We start from the raw sequence: 18978 nt of genomic DNA, 5'->3' as shown, positions 1-18978 counted from the left end.
TCCGGCCGGCCTGCCGGAAGGAGAAACAGTATGTCTAAAGTCATCGGCATCGATCTCGGCACGACCAATAGCTGCGTCGCGGTCATGGAAGGCAGCACGCCGAAGGTGATCGAGAACGCGGAAGGCGCGCGTACCACGCCCTCCATCGTCGCCTTCACCGAGGATGGCGAGCGCCTCGTCGGCCAGCCGGCCAAGCGCCAGGCGGTGACGAACCCCGAGCGCACCTTCTTTGCGGTGAAGCGCCTCATCGGCCGCCGCTATGAAGACCCGATGGTCGAGAAGGACAAGAAGCTTGTTCCCTACCAGATCGTGCGCGCCGACAATGGCGATGCGTGGCTGGAGTCGGACGGCAAGAAATATTCGCCCTCGCAGATCTCCGCCTTCACGCTGCAGAAGATGAAGGAGACCGCGGAGGCCTATCTCGGCGCCAAGGTCGAGAAGGCGGTCATCACCGTCCCGGCCTATTTCAACGACGCCCAGCGCCAGGCCACCAAGGACGCCGGCCGCATCGCCGGCCTTGAAGTGCTGCGCATCATCAACGAGCCCACCGCCGCCGCGCTGGCCTATGGCCTCGACAAGAAGCAGGCCGGCACCATCGCGGTCTACGACCTCGGCGGCGGCACCTTCGACGTGTCGATCCTCGAGATCGGCGACGGCGTGTTCGAGGTGAAGTCCACCAATGGCGACACCTTCCTGGGCGGCGAAGACTTCGACATGCGGCTCGTCACCTATCTCGCCGACGAGTTCAAGAAGGAGCAGGGCATCGATCTGCGCAACGACAAGCTCGCCCTGCAACGGCTGAAGGAAGCCGCCGAGAAGGCCAAGATCGAGCTGTCGTCGGCCACCCAGACCGAGATCAACCTGCCCTTCATCACCGCCGATGCCTCGGGCCCGAAGCATCTGACCATGAAGCTCACCCGCGCCAAGTTCGAGGCGCTGGTGGACGACCTGATCCAGCGCACCATGGAGCCCTGCAAGAAGGCGCTCAAGGATGCCGGCCTCACCGCCGGGCAGATCGACGAGGTCGTGCTCGTCGGCGGCATGACCCGCATGCCCAAGGTGCAGGAAGTGGTGAAGCAGTTCTTCGGCAAGGAGCCCCACAAGGGCGTCAACCCGGATGAAGTGGTCGCCATCGGCGCCGCGATCCAGGCCGGCGTGCTGCAGGGCGACGTGAAGGACGTGCTGCTGCTCGACGTGACCCCGCTCTCGCTCGGCATCGAGACGCTGGGCGGCGTGTTCACCCGCCTGATCGACCGCAACACCACCATCCCGACCAAGAAGAGCCAGGTATTCTCCACCGCCGAGGACGGCCAGACGGCGGTGACGATCCGCGTCTTCCAGGGCGAGCGCGAAATGGCGGCGGACAACAAGATCCTCGGCCAGTTCGACCTCGTCGGCATCCCGCCGGCGCCGCGCGGCGTGCCGCAGGTGGAAGTCGCCTTCGACATCGACGCCAACGGCCTGGTCAACGTCTCGGCCAAGGACAAGGGCACCGGCAAGGAGCAGCAGATCCGCATCCAGGCCTCCGGCGGCCTGTCCGACACCGACATCGACAAGATGGTGAAGGACGCCGAGGCGCACGCCGAGGAAGACAAGAAGCGCCGCGCCGCGGTCGAGGCGAAGAACCACGCCGAGGCGCTGGTGCACTCGACCGAGAAGTCGCTCGCCGAATATGGCGACAAGGTCGGCGCGCCCGAGAAGGCCGCGATCGAGACCGCGCTCGCCGACCTCAAGGCGGCGATGGAAGGGGACGACGCCGAGGCGATCGCCGCCAAGACCAACGCGCTGGCGCAGGCCTCCCTCAAGCTCGGCGAGGCGATGTACGCCTCCCAGCAGGGCGATGCCGGCACCGCCGAGGCGCCGAAGGACGATGTGGTGGACGCCGAGTTCACCGAGGTCGACGACGACAGCAAGAAGTCGGCCTGATCCACATCTGAGCGCCGCCCCCGGACTTCGCTCCGGGGGCGGATTTCTTTCCATGGCCCCGCGGCCCATGCCGCGCGCCACGGGTCTGGGCAAGCCCGGCACGCAGGATCACGGCCGGGGCGATCTCCGGCAGGTTTCCTGCATGCCGGCCGGAACCGCCCGCCGCGGGAAGCGCCGGCGGCGGCCAAGGATGCGACGGCACAGCGACCCATGTCCAAACGCGACTATTACGAACTTCTCGAAGTCACCAAGACCTGCAGCGATGGCGAGCTGAAGAGCTCCTACCGCAAGCTGGCGATGAAGTGGCACCCGGACAAGAATCCCGGTAACGACCAGGCCGAGCTGCGTTTCAAGGAAATCAGCGAGGCCTACGACGTCCTCAAGGACCCGCAGAAGCGCGCCGCCTATGACCGCTTCGGCCACGCCGCCTTCGAGGGCGGCATGGGCGGGCAAGGCGGGCCGGGCTTCGGCAACGATTTCGCCTCGACCTTCTCCGATATTTTCGACGACCTGTTCGGCATGTCCGGCGGCCGGCGCGGCGGCGGCGGTGGACGCGGCGGGCGCGAGCGCGGGGCGGACCTGCGCTACAACATGGAAATCACGCTGGAGGAGGCGTTCTCCGGCAAGGACGCCACCATCCGCCTGCCGACCTCGATCGTCTGCGAGACCTGCACCGGCACCGGCGCCAAGCCCGGCACCCAGCCCACCACCTGCCGCACCTGCTCAGGAAGCGGGCGCATCCGCCAGGCGCAGGGCTTCTTCACGCTGGAGCGCACCTGCCCGACCTGCCAGGGACGCGGCCAGGTGATCGAGGACCCCTGCCCGGCCTGCGCCGGCGCCGGCCGCACCACCAAGGAGCGCACGCTGGAAGTGGGGATTCCCGCCGGTGTCGAGGACGGCACCCGGATCCGGCTCGGCAATGAGGGCGAGGCCGGCGTGCGCGGCGGCCCGTCCGGCGATCTCTACATCTTCCTGTCGCTTGCCCCGCACGATTTCTTCCAGCGCGACGGCGCGGACCTGTTCTGCCGCGCGCCGATTTCCATGGTCACGGCCGCGCTTGGCGGCACCTGCGAGGTGCCGACCATCGACGGCGAGACCACCAAGGTGAAGATTCCCGAGGGCACGCAGTCCGGCAAGCGCTTCCGGCTTTCGGGCAAGGGCATGCCGGTGCTGCGCAGCCGCACCCGCGGCGACATGTATGTGCAGGTCGTCGTCGAAACGCCGCAGAATCTGACGCGGCGTCAGCGTGAACTTCTGGCGGAATTCGATGCCGAATGTTCGAAGGACACGCATCCCGAATCCAGCGGCTTCTTCGCCAAGGTGAAGGATTTCTTTGCCGGAGACGCCGAATAAATGGAGAAACGTAATCCGCGCGTCATCGCGGGGCCTTAACAGGAGGCTATCCGGCCATTAATGTTGGCCTGGTGTCGTTGCCCCTGCTTCGCGCCCCGCCCTCCGCACCTGCGTCGCCGCGCTTCCCGCCACGGCTTACCGGAATTGAAGTCGCATGCTCCATCGTTCTGCCTGCCCCTCGCCGAAAGAGCGCCCCGACGAAGTCCGCTTCCTTCAGTCCTGGTTCCAGAATCCGCTGCGCACCGGCGCGGTGTCGCCGTCGGGCCGGGCGCTGGCCCGCACCATGGCGGGCTATGTGGACCCCGAGCAGGACGGCCCGGTCATCGAGCTCGGTCCCGGCACCGGACCGGTGACGGCGGCACTGGTCGCCCGCGGCGTCGCGCCCGAGCGGCTGGTGCTGATCGAGTACAATCCGGAATTCTGCAAGCTGCTGCGGCTGCGCTTCCCCGCCGCCACCGTGATCCGAGGCGATGCCTATGACATGGCCCGCACGGTGGAGAGCCATATCGACCGCCCGGCGGCGGCCGTGGTCTCCAGCCTGCCGCTGTTCACCCGCCCGGCGCCCGAGCGCCACGGGCTGCTGGACCAGGCCTTCGGCCTCTCCGTGCCGCGCGCGCCCTTCATCCAGTTCACCTATGCCGTCGTCTCGCCGGTACCGCTGCTGCCCGAACGGTTCGATGCCCATGTCAGCCAGCGCATCTGGGCCAACCTTCCGCCGGCCCGCGTCTGGGTCTATCGTTCCAACATGCACCGCGCGGCGGCGCCGGAGCTGAACGCCGTCGGCGCGTGAGGCCGGAAGCCGCCGCCTGATCGCCGAGGCCCTCATGCGTTCGCCGCGTATCGTCGTGTTCGCCGGTTCCATCCGCACCGGCTCGTTCTCCGCCAGCCTCGCCGCGCTGGCCGCCAAGGAGCTCGCCCAGCTGGAATGCGAGCCGCTCCTGCTGTCGCTCGCCGACTACCCGATGCCGATCTATGACGGCGACCTGGAAGCGAATGAGGGCGTGCCGGCCAGCGCGAAGCAGTTGCGCGACCAGCTCGCCCGCGCCGACGGCGTGTTCATCGCCACCCCCGAATACAATGCCGGCCTGCCGCCGCTACTGAAGAACGCGCTCGACTGGGCCAGCCGCGTGCGCGGCGGCGAGGGCGACGCCTTCAAGGGGCCGGTCTACGCCATCGGCTCCTCCTCGCCCGGCGGGCTCGGCGGCTACCGCGCCTCGATGATGCTGCGCCAGACGCTGGCGCTCGGCCTCGGCTGCCTGGTGCTGGCCGAGCAGGTGATGGTGGCCGGCGCGGCCAATGCCTTCGACGCGCGCGGCGACTTCAAGGACGACAAGGCGCGCGAAAGGTTGCGCGGCGTGATGACAGCGCTTATCGAGCAAGCGGCGCTGCGGGCCGGTCTGCGCGCCTGACGCCGCGGAGACCGCCAGCCATGCACGCCCCCGTTCCCGACCCGCGCGACCGGCTGATCGTCGCGCTGGACCTGTCGTCGGTGGGGGCGGCGGAGAGCCTCGTCTCCCGCCTCGGCGACACGGTGAATTTCTACAAGATCGGCTACGAGCTCGGCTTCGCCGGCGGCCTCGGCTTCGCCCGCGAACTGATCGCCGATGGCCGCAAGGTATTCATCGACTTCAAGCTGCACGACATCGGCAACACGGTGGCGCGCGGCGTCGCCAGCCTCGCCGCGCTGGGCGCCAGCTTCGCCACCGTGCACGCCTATCCCCAGACCATGCGGGCGGCGATGGAGGGCAAGGGCGCCAGCCCGCTGCGCATCCTCGCCGTCACCGTGCTCACCTCCTATGACGAGGGCGACCTCAATGAGGCCGGCTATGCGGCGAGCGTCGCCGAGACGGTGGCCCGCCGCGTCGCGCAGGCCCGCGCGATCGGCATTGACGGCATCGTCTGCGCCCCCACCGACGCCGCCTCGGTGCGCGCGGCGCTGGGGCCGAGGGGCGCCATCGTCACCCCCGGCGTGCGCCCGGACGGCAGCGATGCCGGCGACCAGAAGCGCATCGCCACGCCATTCGCCGCCATCCGCGCCGGCGCCGACCATCTGGTGGTCGGCCGGCCGATCGTCGCCTCGCCCGACCCCGCTGCCGCCGCCCGCGCGGTGCTGGCCGAGATCGCGCGCGCGCTTTCCTGAACCGACGCAGAAGGATTGATGAAGATGGCCAAGGGCTACTGGATCAGCCGCCTCGATGTGCATGATGGCGACGGCTACAAGCCGTATCTGCAGGGCGCCGAGCCGGCCATCGCCGCGTTCGGCGGGCGGTTTCTGGTCCGCGGCGGCGAGCCGGAGGTGCTGGAGGGCACGGCCCGCTCACGCAATGTCGTGGTCGAGTTCAAGGACTACGAAACCGCGCTCGCCTGTTTCCACTCGCCGGAATACCAGGCCGCCTACACCCATCGCGCCGCCTCTTCGGAGGGCGAGCATCTCGTCATCGAGGGCTATACGGGCGACCAGCCGGCAGCGGGCACGATTTCCGGCCCGGCGCAGGGGCCCGGCACCGGCTATTGGGTAATGCGCATCGACGTGCACGACATGGAGACCTACAAATCCTATGTCGCCGCCGACGCGCTCGCCATCGCCAAATATGAAGGCTGGTTCGTGGTGCGCGGCGGCCGCCACGAGGGCGTGCATGGCGAGGCCCGCTCGCGCAACGTGCTCGTCGCCTTCAAGGATTACGACACCGCGCTGGCCTGCTATCACTCGCCGGAATACCAGGCCGCGCTCGCCTTCCGCAGCAAGGCGGCGGTGGCCGAGGTGATCGCCATAGGCGGCGTCTGACCCGCTCGTCGCCCCCGCAAGGCGGCCTCACACTTGCGCAAAACCCTGCGGCGCCTGGAAACCGGGCCGCAGGGCGGGCACCGGCGCAAGCTCGCGCGGCTTTGTCGCCATGGACCGCGCCGCACCGGTGGACAAGGCAAATGACTCCTGCTATGTGCCCTCACCCTGATCGGCTGCCCGCCTTCCCGTAGGTTTTCGGGAGACCCGCACCGGTCTCCAGAATTCAACCATGCGCACGAAGAGGAAGACACGTGCAGGTTCTCGTTCGGGACAACAACGTCGACCAGGCCCTCAAGGCGCTGAAGAAGAAGATGCAGCGCGAGGGTATTTTCCGCGAGATGAAGCTGCGCGGACACTACGAGAAGCCGTCCGAAAAGCGCGCCCGCGAGGAGGCCGAGGCCATCCGCCGCGCCCGCAAGCTCGCCCGCAAGCGCGCCCAGCGCGAGGGCCTGCTGCCGTCCAAGCCGAAGGTCGTCCCCGGCGCCCGCTGAGACGGCCTCCGGGGCACCGCACATGCGGGAGGCCCGGCGGCGAGAGAGTGCCAAGCGCGGTGACCCCGGTCGCCGCGCTTTTTGCATTGGAGAGCTACCGGCCGGGGAGAACTCGCGGCCGGATGAAGCGGGCGGCCTCGTCCCGGATATGACCACGAAGGCAAAGCGGCGGTTCGCCGGCGCCCGTGCGTGGCTTACCGGCGGCGCGCCCTACTGGCGGTTATAGGGGATGGTGTACTCGCCGGCGCGGATGCGCTCGGCCAGGCGCTCGGCGAAGCCGGCGGCGGCTTCCTCGCCATAAGTGGCGACCATCGAGCGGATGGCGGTGAACAGCGCCGCCTGCGCCAGGCAGTCCTCGTCGAGCCCATCATAGACGGCCTCGTTCCACGCCTCGTCGAGATAGGCGAGCGCGGCGTGGCGCTCATCCTCGTGAGTCTGGTCGGCCTGGTCGTCGATGTCGAGCGTTCCGGGAAGTTGAGACAATCCAAATCCTCCGCGTGCCGAAATGTCTGCGCCTGTGCGGCACGCTACCTGTAGACCTTAGCATGCCCTGCCGGCACGTCCGCTCAAGAATTGAAGGACGGTTAATCTGCCGCGGCAAAAATGCGACAGGTGTGACATAATCGTACACCGACAGCCGCCGCGGGCGGCGGTTCAGTTGCTGCCGTAGCGGGTGGCGACATCACGGGCGAGCTTGGCCCCGGTCTCCAGATAGCGCTGGCTCGCCAGTTCCGCCGAGGGGGTGCAGGTGCGGTAGACCTGCCTGTAGCCCTCATAGCCGGTGTTGAAGGCACTGGTGAGCTGGCCGCGGCGATCGCCCGAGGGCGCCTCGACATTCAGCAGAGCCTGCATTTCGTCGCGCCAGCGCGTCGTCTCGGCCGCCCCGCAAAGCGGGCGCAGATAGTGCAGCGCTCCGAGAATCTCGGCGAGGTGCAGCAGGTCGGCCTCATAGGGCGGGGCGCCGCCCTGGGTCGACTGCGCCACGGCGGGCAGCGGGCCGACGGCAAGGCTCGCCAGCAGCACAAAGAGCGAAAGGGGGCGGGGCGCGGCGGGTCGCATGCGGCTGTGGTGCGCCAGCGCCGCGCGGGCGTCAAGAGCCCGCACGCTGGCTAGGCCGCATCCGGCGCGTCGGCGCCGCGGGCCAGCAGAAACGCCGCCTCGACGATGCCAGCGAGCCCCGGCGTCGTCTCCTCCGGCAGGGCGGTGGGAAGGAACCAGCCGACCTCGGCCGCCTCCGGCCCCACCGCCGGCTCGAAGGCGACCCAGCGCGCGGCATGGCTCACCACGACGAAATGGGCCGCCAGCGCGCCCGACGGATCGCGCTGGATGATGTCGAGCGCACCGGCAACGCCCAGAACATGGCAGGCAACGCCGACCTCCTCCATCACCTCGCGCGTCGCGGCCTGCGCCAGCGTCTCGCCCGGCTCGACCCGCCCGCCCGGCAGCGTCCACAGCCCGCGCGAGGGATTCTGGCCACGCCGCGCCAGCAGCACCCGGCCCTCGCGGAACACGGCGGTGCTGGCAGCGAGCACGGGTCTGGTCGATTCCGGCATAGGTATCGGGCTCCGTCTGGGGCGAATCGCTCCTCATCCTAGCCGGTTTGCGCCGCGTGCCGGGCTGGCCCCGCTTGACGGCGCCCGATTGGGGCCGCATTCGGATCGGAAGGTTCGATCCTCGGCACGGCGGAAGGCGGGAGCGGTTGATGGGTGAGGCGGTGGAACGCGGGCCGATGCCGCTGCGCCTTTGCATGCTGGCCGTGCTGCTCGCCGCAACGACGACGCTCGGCAGCCCCGGAGCGGCAGCGCAGGCGAATGAGGACGCCGGCCGCAAGCCGGCAAATGCCGACGGCAGGTCCGATCCCGCCTGCGCCAGCTACGGCGCCGGCTTCACCCGCCTGCCCGGCTCCTCCACCTGCGTGAAGATCAGCGGCGGCATCCAGGCGGACCTCTATTCGACCGACGTCAACGGCTCGACCCGGGTCGACGCGCTCGCGCCGGGGCTGAAGAGCAAGTAGCCCGGCCAATCAACAGCTTGGCGTGGAGACGTTCAGCGCCCGAACACGGCGAAATAACGCTCGATCGTGCCGGCATAGACGCGGGCAAGCGCCCGCACCTCGTCGATCGGCGTCGATTCGTCCACCGCGTGCATGCTGGTGCCCACCAGCCCGAACTCGACCACCGGGCAGTAATCCTTGATGAAGCGGGCATCGGAGGTGCCTCCCGTGGTGGAAAGCTCGGGGCGCTGGCCGGTCGCCTGCGCGACCGCCTCGACCACGACATCGACGAACTCGCCGGGCGCGGTGAGGAAGCTGTCGGAGGAGCGGGCCTCGAAGGCGAGGGCGAAGCGCACCTCGTTGCCCGCCGCCGCCACCATCCGGCGTTCGATCTCGGCCGCCAGCGTCTCAGGGGTCCAGAGATCATTGAAGCGGATATTGAAGCGCGCCCGCGCCTCGGCGGGGATCACGTTGAAGGCGGGATTGCCGACATCCACCGAGACGACTTCGAGATTCGACGCCTGGAAATGCGCGTTGCCGCCGTCGAGCGGCTCGGCCTTCAGGGCGGCGAGCAGCCTCACCATGCCCGGAATCGGGTTCTCGGCGAGATGGGGATAGCCGACATGGCCCTGCCGGCCGTGCACGGTGAGCGTGCCGGACAGCGAGCCGCGGCGGCCGATCTTCACCATGTCGCCCAATGCCGCGCGCGAGGAAGGCTCGCCCAGCACGCAATGGTCGATTCGTTCGTCGCGGTCGGCCAGCCAGCGCAGCAGCTTTTCGGTGCCGTTGATGGCCGGGCCTTCCTCGTCGCCGGTCAGCAGGAACGAGATGGAGCCCGGCCGTTCGCCCTTCCCGCCGGGGCCGTGCGTGGCGGCGAAATCCAGCCCGGCGGCGATGAAGGCGGCCACGCCCCCCTTCATGTCGACCGCGCCGCGGCCATAGATCAGCCCGTCCTGTATCGCGCCCTCGAAGGGCGGGAAGCGCCAGTGCGCGGCATTGCCCGGCGGCACCACGTCGGTATGGCCGGCGAAGCACAGATTCGGCCCGCGCGTGCCGAAGCGGGCGTAGAGATTCTGCACGTCCGGCGTGTCGGGTCCGGTCAGCGTTACCCGGTGGGTGGCGAAACCCGCCGCGCTCAGCAACGCATCGAGATAGGCCAGCGCGCCGCCCTCCTCCGGGGTCACCGAGGGGCAGCGGATGAGCGCGCGCAGGATCTCGACCGGGTCGGCGGCGTCGGCGCGGGAGGAAGGGACAGTGGCGGGCATGCTTGATCCTCTCCTCATCATCCCGGACGGCCAAAGGCTCATCCGGGATCGCGTGCCGACGGCCCGGCCGCCAGCCACGAACAATCCCGGCTCTTCGCTACGCTTCGGCCGGGACGGCGGACAAGCCGGGGCGCGGGAAACCCGCGTTCAGTCCCGGAGCAGATCGTTGATCGAGGTCTTGGAGCGGGTCTGCTCGTCCACCCGCTTGACGATCACCGCGCAGTAGAGCGAGGGGCCGGGCGCCCCGTTGGGCAGCGGCCTGCCGGGGAGCGACCCGGGCACCACGACCGAATAGGCCGGCACCTCGCCGACGAACACCTCGCCGGTGGCGCGGTCGACGATCTTGGTGGTGGCGGAGATGAACACGCCCATGGAGAGCACCGAGCCGCGGCGCACGATCACGCCTTCCACCACTTCCGAGCGGGCGCCGATGAAGCAGTCGTCCTCGATGATGACCGGGCCGGCCTGCAGCGGCTCCAGCACGCCGCCAATGCCGACGCCGCCGGACAGGTGCACGTTCCTGCCGATCTGCGCGCAGGAGCCGACCGTCGCCCATGTGTCGACCATCGAGCCGGCATCGACCCGCGCGCCGAGATTGACGAAGGACGGCATCAGAACCACGTTCGGCGCGATGAAGGCCGAGCGGCGGACGATGGCGCCCGGCACGGCGCGGAAGCCCGCCGCGCGGAATTCGCCCTCGCCCCAGCCCTCGAACTTGGAGGGCACCTTGTCCCACCAGTGGGCACCGCCGGGGGCGCCGGGAATGGCAGTCATGTCGTTGAGGCGGAAGGACAGCAGCACCGCCTTCTTGAGCCACTGGTTGACGCTCCACTGGCCGTCCGCGCCGGGCTCGGCGACCCGCGCCTCGCCGGCGTCGAGCAGGCCCAGCGCCTCGTTCACCGCGTGGCGGATCTCGCCGCCGGTCTCGAAATTGACCTCGGCCCGGTTGTCGAAGGCGGTCTCGATGATGCTCTGAAGCTGGCTCGACATGTCACTCTCCGCTGTTGGCGGGTCTTGTCCGGTCGCGCGCGGCTTCTGTCAACTTGGATGTGCGCGGGAGGGGCGGCGAGCCGCCAGTGCGCCGTCATCCTGAGGTGCGCGCGCAGGCTCACGCCCTGAGGCTGTTCAGGAACGCCGTCAGGTCCTGCGTCACCACGTCGATATGGGCGCCGTCGCGGCCCTCATGCTCCCACGCCTCGCGGTCGGCCGGGTTGACGGCAAGGCCGGGCGGCACCACCAGCACGGTGCGCATGCCGAGCCGGGCCGGCACTTCGAGGTTGCGGGCGAGGTCCTCGAACATCGCCGCACGGGCAGGGTCGACCTCGAAGCGGGTAAGGAAGCCGCGATAGGCGGCCTCCTGCGGCTTGGGGTGAAATTCGGCGGCGACGATATCGTGCACATCGGCGAAATGCTCGGAGATGCCGAGCTTGGCCAGCACCTGCTCGGCATGGCGGCGCGAGCCGTTGGTGTAGACCAGCTTGCGGCCCGGCAGCGCGCCGATCGCCTCGCCCAGCGCCGGCGCCGCCTCGAGGCTGGCGAGATCGATGGCGTGGACATGGGCGAGGAAGTCGTCCGGGTCCATCGCGTGCTCGATCATCAGCCCGCGCAGCGAGGTGCCGTATTTGCGGTAGTAGCCCTTCTGCAGCGCGAACGCCTCGTCCAGCGACAGGCCGAGGAAGTTGGCGATATAGGCGCGCATCTTCATGTCGATCTGCCGCCACAGGTCCAGGCCCGGCGGGTAGAGCGTGTTGTCGAGGTCGAACACCCAGGTGTCGACGTGGGAGAAGTCGGCATGGGAGACGTCGGCGGGCGACCCGGCGGCAATGGGGGATGGCGTGTTCATGGCGTCCTCCATAGCGAAGCTCGGGCGGCCCGGCGAGGCGTGATTTCACGTTTGGGCGCGTTACCTCTCCCCGCCCGGGGAAAGCTCGGCGCGGAGCACCGGGTGAGGGGTGCCCCGCACATCGGCCAGCCGGCGTTCCCCTCTCCCCCCGCCGGGGAGAGGGGGCAGGGCGTCGTCACCGCGTAATGAGCGTGCCGGCGCCGTGGTCGGTCAAGAGTTCCAGCAGCACCGCGTGCGGCACCTTGCCGTCGAGGATCACCACCCCTTCCACGCCCTGCTCCAGCGCGTAGATGCAGGTTTCCACCTTCGGGATCATGCCGCCGGAAATGGTGCCGTCGGCGATCAGCGCGCGGGCCTGCGCGATGGTCAGTTCCTTGATCAACTGCTTGTTCGCATCGAGCACGCCGGGCACATCGGTCAGCAGCAGCAGCCGCTTGGCGTCCAGCGCCCCGGCGATGGCGCCGGCGAAGGTGTCGGCGTTGACGTTGAAAGTGCCACCATCCTTGCCGGTGGCGACCGGGGCCAGCACCGGGATCAGCTCGCGGCCGAGGATCTGGTCGAGCACGGTGGTGTCGACCCTCTCCGGCTCGCCGACGAAGCCGAGATCGACCACCTGCTCAATGTTGGAATCGGGGTCGCGCACCGAGCGCGTGACCTTGGAGGCGACCACCATGTTGCCGTCCTTGCCGGACAGCCCCAGCGCCTTGCCGCCGGCCTCGTTGATGAAGCCGACCAGCGATTTGTTGATCGAGCCGGCAAGCACCATCTCGACGATCTCGACGGTGGCCTTGTCGGTGATGCGCAGCCCGGCGGCGAATTCCGACTTGATGCCGAGCTTGGCCAGCATGGCGCCGATCTGCGGCCCGCCGCCATGCACCACCACCGGGTTCACGCCGGACTGTTCGAGCAGCACGATGTCCTGGGCGAAGTCCCGCGCCACCTGCTCGTCGCCCATGGCGTGGCCGCCATATTTCACCACGATGACGGCGTCGTCATAACGCTGCATGTGCGGCAGCGCCTGCACCAGCACGCGCGCCTTGGTGTGGTCGTCAATGGTCTCGGCGGTGGTCTCAGCGGTCATTGGCGGGTCCGTTCGCACGGGTGAGCAAGGGTGAGACGGGCGCGAAGCCGCGCGGGGCGGCCGGATGGGGAGAGCCCTTCTAGCCGATTTCGGTGACGCTTCTCAATCATCGCCTTGTGTCGCGAGGGTGGCGGGGATGCGGGCGTGCAAGCAACGGCTTGCGCCGGCGAACCTGTCCGCCGTGTCCCGCGCGTGCCATATCCGGCGCATGGATACGCTTTCCCCCCGCGCCAGGCCGCTCAAGGCACGTTTCGTCGAAGGCTCGACCCTGCGCCATGTGGCGACGATGACCGCCGCCGGCTCGGTCGGCCTGGTCGCGGTGTTCGTGGTCGACCTGCTGAACCTGTTCTACATCTCGCTGCTCGGCGAGGAGGAGCTGGCGGCAGCTATCGGCTATGCCGGCACGGTGATGTTCTTCACCACCTCGATCGGCATCGGCGTGATGATCGCCGGCTCGGCGCTGGTGTCGCGGGCGATTGGCGGCGGGCAGGTCGACGACGGGCGCCGGCTCTCCACCTCCTCGCTGATCTACATGGCGCTCGCCACCGGGCTGATGACGCTCGCCATGCTGCCCTTCCTCGGCCCGATGCTGGCGCTGCTCGGCGCCACCGGCCGCACGCTGGAACTGGCGCGCGGCTTCCTGCTCATCGTGCTGCCTTCCACCCCGCTGCTCGGCCTCGGCATGGCCGCCTCCGGCACGCTGCGCGGCATTGGCGACGCCCGCCGCTCGATGTGGGTCACGCTGTCGGGCGGCCTCGTCACCGCCGTGCTCGACCCGGTGCTGATCCTCGGGCTCGGCCTCGGCGTCGAGGGCGCCGCCATCGCCACGGTGATCGCCCGTCTGGCGATGACCGCCTATGGCCTCAACGCGGTGATAAGGGTGCACAAGCTCGCCGCGCGGCCGAGCGTTGCCGGCTTCCTCACCGATTTCGGTCCGCTCTCGGCCATCGCGGTGCCGGCGATCCTCACCAACATCGCCACCCCGGTCGGCAATGCCTATGTCACCTATGCCCTCGCCCCCCATGGCGACGCGGCAGTGGCGGCCTGGGCGGTGATCGGCCGGCTGATCCCGGTCGCCTTCGGCCCGCTCTTCGCGCTCACCGGCGCCATCGGCCCCGTGATCGGACAGAACGTCGGCGCGCGGCGTTACGACCGGGTGCGGCAGACGGTGCGCGACAGCCTCAAGCTCACGCTCACCTATGTACTCGGCGTCTGGCTGATCCTGGCGCTGGCCCGCCAGCCCATCGCCGGCGTGTTCGGCCTGTCGGCGGAGGGCGTGGCGCTGGTCGAGTTCTTCTGCCTCTATGCGGCGGGCGCCTATGTGTTTTTCGGCGCGCTGTTCGTCGCCAACGCCGCCTTCAACAATCTCGGCGCACCGCTGCTCTCGACCCTGTTCAACTGGGGGCGGGCGACGCTCGGCACCATTCCCTTCGTCTGGCTCGGCGGGCGCTGGTACGGCGTCGAGGGGGTCATCGCCGGGCAGGCGCTGGGCTCGGTCGCCTTCGGCGTGGCGGCGCTGATCTGCGCCTTCGCCGTGGTGGGGCGGCTGCATGCCGGCACGCCCCCGCCATTGCCTGCGACCCCGCTGGCCGGAGCCGAGCTGCCGCCGTTCTCGCGCGGCGAGGACGCCCCCGCCATCGAGACGGCGGAAAGCCCCTTCCCGACACGGGAGACGGACCCCTTTCCTCGCAGTGGGGAGAACGGATAGAGTACGGGGATGAGCGACACCGCCTATTCCGGCTTCGTCCCGCCCGACGTCGTCGTGCCCCTGGACGGGCGCCAGTCCGAGACCGCCCGCGGCATCCAGCGCGGGGCGCTGCGCTATCTGGCGGCACGCGGCCTCGTCGGCGTGCCGGAATTCTGCCTCGCCTCCGGCCGGCGGGCCGACATCGCCGCCCTCGATACGCGCGGCGAGGTGTGGGTGGTCGAGATCAAATCGTCGGTCGCCGATTTCCGCACCGACCGCAAATGGAGCGAATACCGGCTGCATTGCGACCGGCTGTTCTTCGCCGTCGGCCCGGATTTCCCGCTGGACATATTGCCCGAGGATGCCGGCATCCTCGTCGCCGATCCGTTCGGCGCCGGGCTGGTGCGCGAGGCGCCGCGCCACCCGATGGCGGGCGCCACCCGCAAGGCGCTGACCCTGCGCTTCGCCCGCGCCGCCGCCGGCCGGCTGATGGGGCTGATGGACCCGGAAGCTTTGCGGGGCATCGCGCTGTGAAGCTCTGTCCGCCGGATCGACCATCCGGGCGATGGAAAGCACGATTCTGCGAAACAGTGAGGGGATAACCGGCCGTGACGCTTGAAACGCGGCCCCCGCCTCTGCCAGCGTCCCCGCCATGGATGCGCCCGTGAACAAGATCGCCCCCGGCGAGGCCGCGACCGAACGTCCCGTCCCCAAGGCGGCAGGCGACGGCGAACGCGTCACCCCGATGATGGCGCAATATATCGAGATCAAGACCGCCAATCCCGGCAGCCTGCTGTTCTACCGGATGGGCGATTTCTACGAGTTGTTCCTGGAAGACGCCGAGATCGCCGCGCGCACGCTCGGCATTGTGCTCACCAAGCGCGGCAAGCACCAGGGCGAGGACATCCCGATGTGCGGGGTGCCGGTGGAGCGGGCCGAGGAATATCTCCACAAGCTGATCGCCGCCGGCCACCGCGTCGCCGTGTGCGAACAGATGGAACCGCCGGCCGAGGCGAAGAAGCGCGGGCCCAAGAGCGTGGTCAGGCGCGACGTGATCCGCCTCGTCACCCCCGGCACGCTCACCGAGGACGCGCTGCTGGACGCGAGGCGCGAGAACGTGCTGGCGAGCCTTGCCCGGGTGAAGGGCGGGACCGGCGAGGAGGGCGACGGCTACCTCTACGCCCTCGCCTTCGCCGACATCTCCACCGGCTCGTTCCGTGTCGCCGAGACCGATGGCGCCCGCCTCGCCGCCGACCTCGCCCGCATCGAGCCGGCCGAGCTTCTCGTCGCCGACGCGGTCTATGAGGACCCCGAGCTGCGCCCGCTCTGGCGCGACCTGCCGGCGGTGACGCCGCTGCCGAAGGAGAGCTTCGACGGGGCGACCGCCGAGCGGCGCATCGCCGGCTTCTTCCAGGTGGCGACGCTGGATTCCTTCGGCACCTTCGCGCGCGCCGAACTTGCCGCCGCCGGCGCCATCGTCGCCTATATCGAGCGCACCCAGCTCGGCGCCCGCCCGCCGCTCAGCCGGCCGCAGCGCGAATCTTCCTGCGACGCCATGGTGATCGACCCGGCGACGCGGGCCAATCTCGAAATCCTGCGCACCACCACCGGCGAGCGGGCGGGAAGCCTGTGCGCGGCGGTCGACCGTACCGTCACCTCCGCCGGGGCGCGCCTGCTCGCCCGCCGCCTCGCCGCGCCGCTGACCGACCCTCGGCGCGTGGCCGATCGGCTCGATGCGGTGGAGTGTCTGGTCGATGCGACCGGTTTGCGCACCCAGTTGCGCGAGCGGCTCGCCCGCGCCCCGGACCTCGCCCGCGCTCTTTCCCGGGTGGCGCTGGGGCGCGCCGGCCCGCGCGACCTCGCCGCCATCGGCCGGGGACTCGGTGAGGGCACGGTGATCGCCGCCCTGATCGACGCCGCATCGGCGCCGGACGAACTGGTGACCGCCGCCGCCGCGCTGAAGGGCGTCGATCCCGCGCTCGCCGCGACGCTGACGGCCGCGCTCGACGACGAGCTGCCGCTCAACCGCCGCGACGGCGGCTTCATCCGGCCCGGCTATGCCGAGGAACTCGACGCCACCCGCGCCCTGCGCGACGAGAGCCGGCGCGTGGTGGCGGCGCTGGAGCGCCGCTATGTCGAGGAGACGGGCGTGCGCGCGCTCAAGATCCGGCACAATGCTGTGCTCGGCTATTTCGTCGAGGTGAGCCAGCAGAATGCCGACCGGCTGCGCGAGCCGCCTTTCGACGCCATCTTCCTGCACCGCCAGACCATGGCGGGGGCGATGCGCTTCACTTCCACCGAATTGGCCGAGCTGGAGGCGAAGATTTCCAGCGCCGGCGAGCGGGCGCTGGCGCTGGAGCAGCGCCTGTTCGACGAGTTGGTCGGCGCGGTGACGGGCCAGACCGAGGCGATCCGCGCCTGCGCCGAGGCGCTGGCGGTCATCGACGTCACCGCCAGCCTCGCGAAACTCGCGGTCGACGAGGCGCAGGTACGCCCGGACGTGCATGACGGGCTCGACTTCCGCATCGAAGGCGGGCGCCACCCCGTGGTCGAGCAGGCGCTGCGGCGCGATCGCGGCGCCTCGGGCGGGCCGTTCGTCGCCAATGATTGCGACCTGTCGCCGCCCGACGGCGCCAAGGGGGACTCCGGCCGCATCTGGCTGGTCACCGGCCCCAACATGGCGGGCAAATCGACCTTCCTGCGGCAGAACGCGCTGATCGCCATCCTCGCCCAGGCCGGCGCCTTCGTGCCCGCGCGGCTCGCCCGCATCGGCGTGGTGGACCGGCTGTTCTCCCGCGTCGGCGCCGCCGACGATCTCGCGCGCGGGCGCTCCACCTTCATGGTCGAGATGGTGGAGACCGCCGCCATCCTCAACCAGGCGACGGAGCGCTCGCTGGTCATCCTCGACGAGATCGGACGCGGCACCGCGACCTTTGACGGCCTGTCCATCGCCTGGGCCAGCCTGGAGCATCTGCACGAGGCCAATCGCTGCCGCGGCCTGTTCGCCACCCATTTCCACGAGCTCACCGCGCTGTCGCAGCGCCTTTCCCGTCTCGTCAACGCGACGGTGAAGGTGAAGGAGTGGGACGGCGAGGTGATCTTCCTGCACGAGGTGGTGCCGGGCGCGGCGGACCGCTCCTATGGCATCCAGGTGGCCAAGCTCGCCGGCCTGCCGCACGCGGTGGTGGAGCGCGCCCGCGCCGTGCTGACCGAGCTGGAAGACGCCGACCGCGCCGCCCCCACCCAGCGCATCCTCGACGACCTGCCGCTCTTCGCCGCCCTTAACCGCGCCCCGCCTCCGGCCGCGCCCGCCGCGAAGGCGGACCCGGTGGCGGCGGCGGTGAAGGCGGCTCTGGCCGGCATCGACCCCGACGAGATGACCCCGCGCGAGGCGCTGGAGGCGCTGTACCGGCTGAAAGCGGCGGCGAAGGGCGGGTGAGGGTGAAGCTGGGCGAACTCGCGCCACCCTGAACAGGTGCCTTATCAGATTTCAAATTTGGCCTGACAAAGTCCCTTGCAGGGAGGCCCCATGCAGCGCGTGGAAGCCGAGATCGCCGTCAGTGTCTCCGATCTCAAGAAGAACCCGACCGCCATCGTCGATAACGCGCGCGGCAACACGGTCGCGGTGCTGAACCATAACCGGATCATGGCCTATATGGTGCCCGCCGCGAAGCGGCGGTGAGGCGGTGCCCAATGCGACCTACGGGCTCGGCGATTTAGCCGCCCGCCGGGAGAGGCTGCGCGCAGCGGGCTTGCCGACCTATCCCACCTCCTCTGCGGCGCTTCGTTGAGCAAACACCTCCTTGGCGGCGAACAGACCGTTGAGCGCGGCGGGGAAGCCCGCATAGACCGACATTTGCATGATGATCTCGGTGATCTCCTCGCGGGACAGGCCGACATTCAGCCCGGCCGCGATATGCACCTTCAGCTGTGGTACGGCGTTGCCCATCGCTGTCAGTGCGGCGATAGTCGCGATCTCCCGCGCGCGCAGATCGAGGCCAGGCCGGCAGTAAATGTCCCCGAATGGGAACTCGATGACATAGGCCGCGAAATCGGGAGCGATGTCCGCGAGCGCGGCGACGACCTTCTCGCCGGCCTCGCCGTCGATCTCAGCGAGGGCGCGCCGTCCGCGTTCCAGCCGGCTTTCGTCTTCGCTGCGGTGGTGGTGCATCATAATCCTTCATCCTCGGCTCGGAGCCGGCATAGCCGGCGATCTTGGTGTCGAGGACCAGAAGGCAGTCTTGCAGTTCGGCGAGATGAAGAGCCACGCGCTCCCGGTGCTGTTGCAGCAGAAGGCGCCGCTCGGCTTCGGTTTCGACGCCGCGTTCCCGCAAGGCCGCATAGCGCAGCATGTCCCGGATCGGCATTCCGACCGTCTTGAGGCGGCCGAGAAAGGTGATCCAGACCAGGATCGATGCGTCGTAATCGCGCTGGCTCGAACGGTTCCGGTCGGCATAGGGCAGCAGCCCGATCCGCTCGTAATAGCGGATGGTATGGACCGACAATCCCGACTGCCTGGCCAGCTCCCCGATCTTCATGATCGCCCTTTTCGCC

21 protein-coding genes and 1 pseudogene are annotated in these 18978 nt (G+C 69.5%); 13 read left to right on the top strand and 9 right to left on the bottom strand.

The window, feature by feature from the left end; translation table 11 throughout:
* Positions 1-30 precede the first annotated feature (30 nt).
* The 8 genes and pseudogenes from dnaK (at position 31) to rpsU (ending at position 6555) form a co-directional block, all read left to right on the top strand.
* Complete coding sequence (gene dnaK / locus KHC23_RS03015) at positions 31-1926, top strand: molecular chaperone DnaK (RefSeq protein WP_213369363.1); 1896 nt, start codon at positions 31-33, stop codon at positions 1924-1926.
* Positions 1927-2136: 210 nt separating this feature from the next.
* Positions 2137-3279, top strand: a complete 1143-nt coding sequence (dnaJ, locus tag KHC23_RS03010; protein WP_213369356.1) for a molecular chaperone DnaJ — start codon at positions 2137-2139, stop codon at positions 3277-3279.
* A gap of 154 nt (positions 3280-3433) precedes the next feature.
* Complete coding sequence (locus KHC23_RS03005) at positions 3434-4069, top strand: class I SAM-dependent methyltransferase (RefSeq protein WP_213369354.1); 636 nt, start codon at positions 3434-3436, stop codon at positions 4067-4069.
* A gap of 34 nt (positions 4070-4103) precedes the next feature.
* Positions 4104-4688: an NADPH-dependent FMN reductase gene (locus KHC23_RS03000; RefSeq protein ID WP_213369352.1), complete on the top strand. Its 585-nt coding sequence runs from the start codon at positions 4104-4106 to the stop codon at positions 4686-4688.
* A 20-nt stretch (positions 4689-4708) separates the two neighbouring features.
* A complete protein-coding gene (pyrF, locus tag KHC23_RS02995; protein WP_213369350.1) occupies positions 4709-5419 on the top strand; it encodes an orotidine-5'-phosphate decarboxylase in 711 nt (236 codons plus the stop codon).
* 24 nt (positions 5420-5443) lie between these two features.
* Positions 5444-5743: pseudogene (locus KHC23_RS24270) on the top strand (DUF1330 domain-containing protein); the annotation flags it as partial.
* On the top strand, positions 5717-6064 hold the full coding sequence (locus KHC23_RS24265; RefSeq protein ID WP_309299181.1) for a DUF1330 domain-containing protein: 348 nt from the start codon (positions 5717-5719) through the stop codon (positions 6062-6064). The pseudogene KHC23_RS24270 and the gene KHC23_RS24265, both read left to right, overlap by 27 nt.
* A 251-nt stretch (positions 6065-6315) precedes the next feature.
* On the top strand, positions 6316-6555 hold the full coding sequence (gene rpsU, locus KHC23_RS02985; RefSeq protein ID WP_213369348.1) for a 30S ribosomal protein S21: 240 nt from the start codon (positions 6316-6318) through the stop codon (positions 6553-6555).
* A 210-nt stretch (positions 6556-6765) separates the two neighbouring features.
* On the opposite strand, the gene KHC23_RS02980 is transcribed toward rpsU, so the two are convergent.
* The 3 genes from KHC23_RS02980 to KHC23_RS02970 form a co-directional block, all read right to left on the bottom strand.
* Positions 6766-7038, bottom strand: coding sequence for a hypothetical protein (locus KHC23_RS02980; RefSeq protein WP_213369346.1), 273 nt, complete (start codon positions 7036-7038; stop codon positions 6766-6768).
* A 171-nt stretch (positions 7039-7209) separates the two neighbouring features.
* Positions 7210-7659 carry a TIGR02301 family protein gene (locus KHC23_RS02975; protein ID WP_213369344.1) on the bottom strand — a complete coding sequence of 150 codons (450 nt, stop codon included), beginning with the start codon at positions 7657-7659 and terminating at the stop codon, positions 7210-7212.
* Positions 7660-7664: 5 nt separating this feature from the next.
* A complete protein-coding gene (locus KHC23_RS02970; protein ID WP_213369342.1) occupies positions 7665-8108 on the bottom strand; it encodes an NUDIX hydrolase in 444 nt (147 codons plus the stop codon).
* 149 nt (positions 8109-8257) lie between these two features.
* Between KHC23_RS02970 and KHC23_RS02965 the strand changes: the two genes are divergently transcribed.
* On the top strand, positions 8258-8569 hold the full coding sequence (locus tag KHC23_RS02965; protein ID WP_213369340.1) for a porin: 312 nt from the start codon (positions 8258-8260) through the stop codon (positions 8567-8569).
* Between the two features lie 32 nt (positions 8570-8601).
* Here KHC23_RS02965 and dapE read toward each other — a convergent pair whose 3' ends face one another.
* The 4 genes from dapE to argB all read right to left on the bottom strand — a co-directional run bounded on the left by dapE (position 8602) and on the right by argB (position 12737).
* Positions 8602-9813, bottom strand: a complete 1212-nt coding sequence (gene dapE, locus KHC23_RS02960) for a succinyl-diaminopimelate desuccinylase (RefSeq protein ID WP_213369338.1) — start codon at positions 9811-9813, stop codon at positions 8602-8604.
* A 147-nt stretch (positions 9814-9960) separates the two neighbouring features.
* Positions 9961-10803 (bottom strand): 2,3,4,5-tetrahydropyridine-2,6-dicarboxylate N-succinyltransferase, encoded by an 843-nt coding sequence (dapD, locus tag KHC23_RS02955; RefSeq protein WP_213369331.1) that lies wholly within the window; start codon positions 10801-10803, stop codon positions 9961-9963.
* A 118-nt stretch (positions 10804-10921) separates the two neighbouring features.
* Positions 10922-11656 (bottom strand): pyrimidine 5'-nucleotidase, encoded by a 735-nt coding sequence (locus KHC23_RS02950; RefSeq protein ID WP_213369329.1) that lies wholly within the window; start codon positions 11654-11656, stop codon positions 10922-10924.
* Between the two features lie 175 nt (positions 11657-11831).
* Positions 11832-12737, bottom strand: coding sequence for an acetylglutamate kinase (gene argB, locus KHC23_RS02945; RefSeq protein WP_213369328.1), 906 nt, complete (start codon positions 12735-12737; stop codon positions 11832-11834).
* A 208-nt stretch (positions 12738-12945) separates the two neighbouring features.
* Here argB and KHC23_RS02940 point away from each other — a divergent pair, with 208 nt between their 5' ends.
* From KHC23_RS02940 to KHC23_RS02925, 4 genes are all read left to right on the top strand, one after another.
* The gene (locus KHC23_RS02940; RefSeq protein WP_213369326.1) at positions 12946-14445 is read left to right on the top strand and encodes an MATE family efflux transporter; all 1500 of its coding nucleotides are present in this window, start codon (positions 12946-12948) and stop codon (positions 14443-14445) included.
* A 9-nt stretch (positions 14446-14454) separates the two neighbouring features.
* The gene (locus KHC23_RS02935; RefSeq protein ID WP_213369324.1) at positions 14455-14958 is read left to right on the top strand and encodes an MmcB family DNA repair protein; all 504 of its coding nucleotides are present in this window, start codon (positions 14455-14457) and stop codon (positions 14956-14958) included.
* 118 nt (positions 14959-15076) lie between these two features.
* On the top strand, positions 15077-17863 hold the full coding sequence (gene mutS / locus KHC23_RS02930) for a DNA mismatch repair protein MutS (RefSeq protein ID WP_213369322.1): 2787 nt from the start codon (positions 15077-15079) through the stop codon (positions 17861-17863).
* 90 nt (positions 17864-17953) lie between these two features.
* The gene (locus KHC23_RS02925; RefSeq protein ID WP_213369320.1) at positions 17954-18106 is read left to right on the top strand and encodes a type II toxin-antitoxin system Phd/YefM family antitoxin; all 153 of its coding nucleotides are present in this window, start codon (positions 17954-17956) and stop codon (positions 18104-18106) included.
* Positions 18107-18184: 78 nt separating this feature from the next.
* On the opposite strand, the gene KHC23_RS02920 is transcribed toward KHC23_RS02925, so the two are convergent.
* Positions 18185-18595, bottom strand: a complete 411-nt coding sequence (locus KHC23_RS02920; protein WP_213369765.1) for a carboxymuconolactone decarboxylase family protein — start codon at positions 18593-18595, stop codon at positions 18185-18187.
* Positions 18534-18962 carry a MerR family transcriptional regulator gene (locus tag KHC23_RS02915; RefSeq protein ID WP_213369318.1) on the bottom strand — a complete coding sequence of 143 codons (429 nt, stop codon included), beginning with the start codon at positions 18960-18962 and terminating at the stop codon, positions 18534-18536. Before KHC23_RS02915 ends, KHC23_RS02920 begins: the two co-directional genes overlap by 62 nt.
* Between the last annotated feature and the right edge of the window lie 16 nt (positions 18963-18978).

The organism is Ancylobacter dichloromethanicus, from assembly GCF_018390645.1.
GTDB classification, from domain to species: Bacteria; Pseudomonadota; Alphaproteobacteria; order Rhizobiales; family Xanthobacteraceae; genus Ancylobacter; species Ancylobacter dichloromethanicus.
This window is presented reverse-complemented; position numbering and strand designations above follow the sequence as displayed.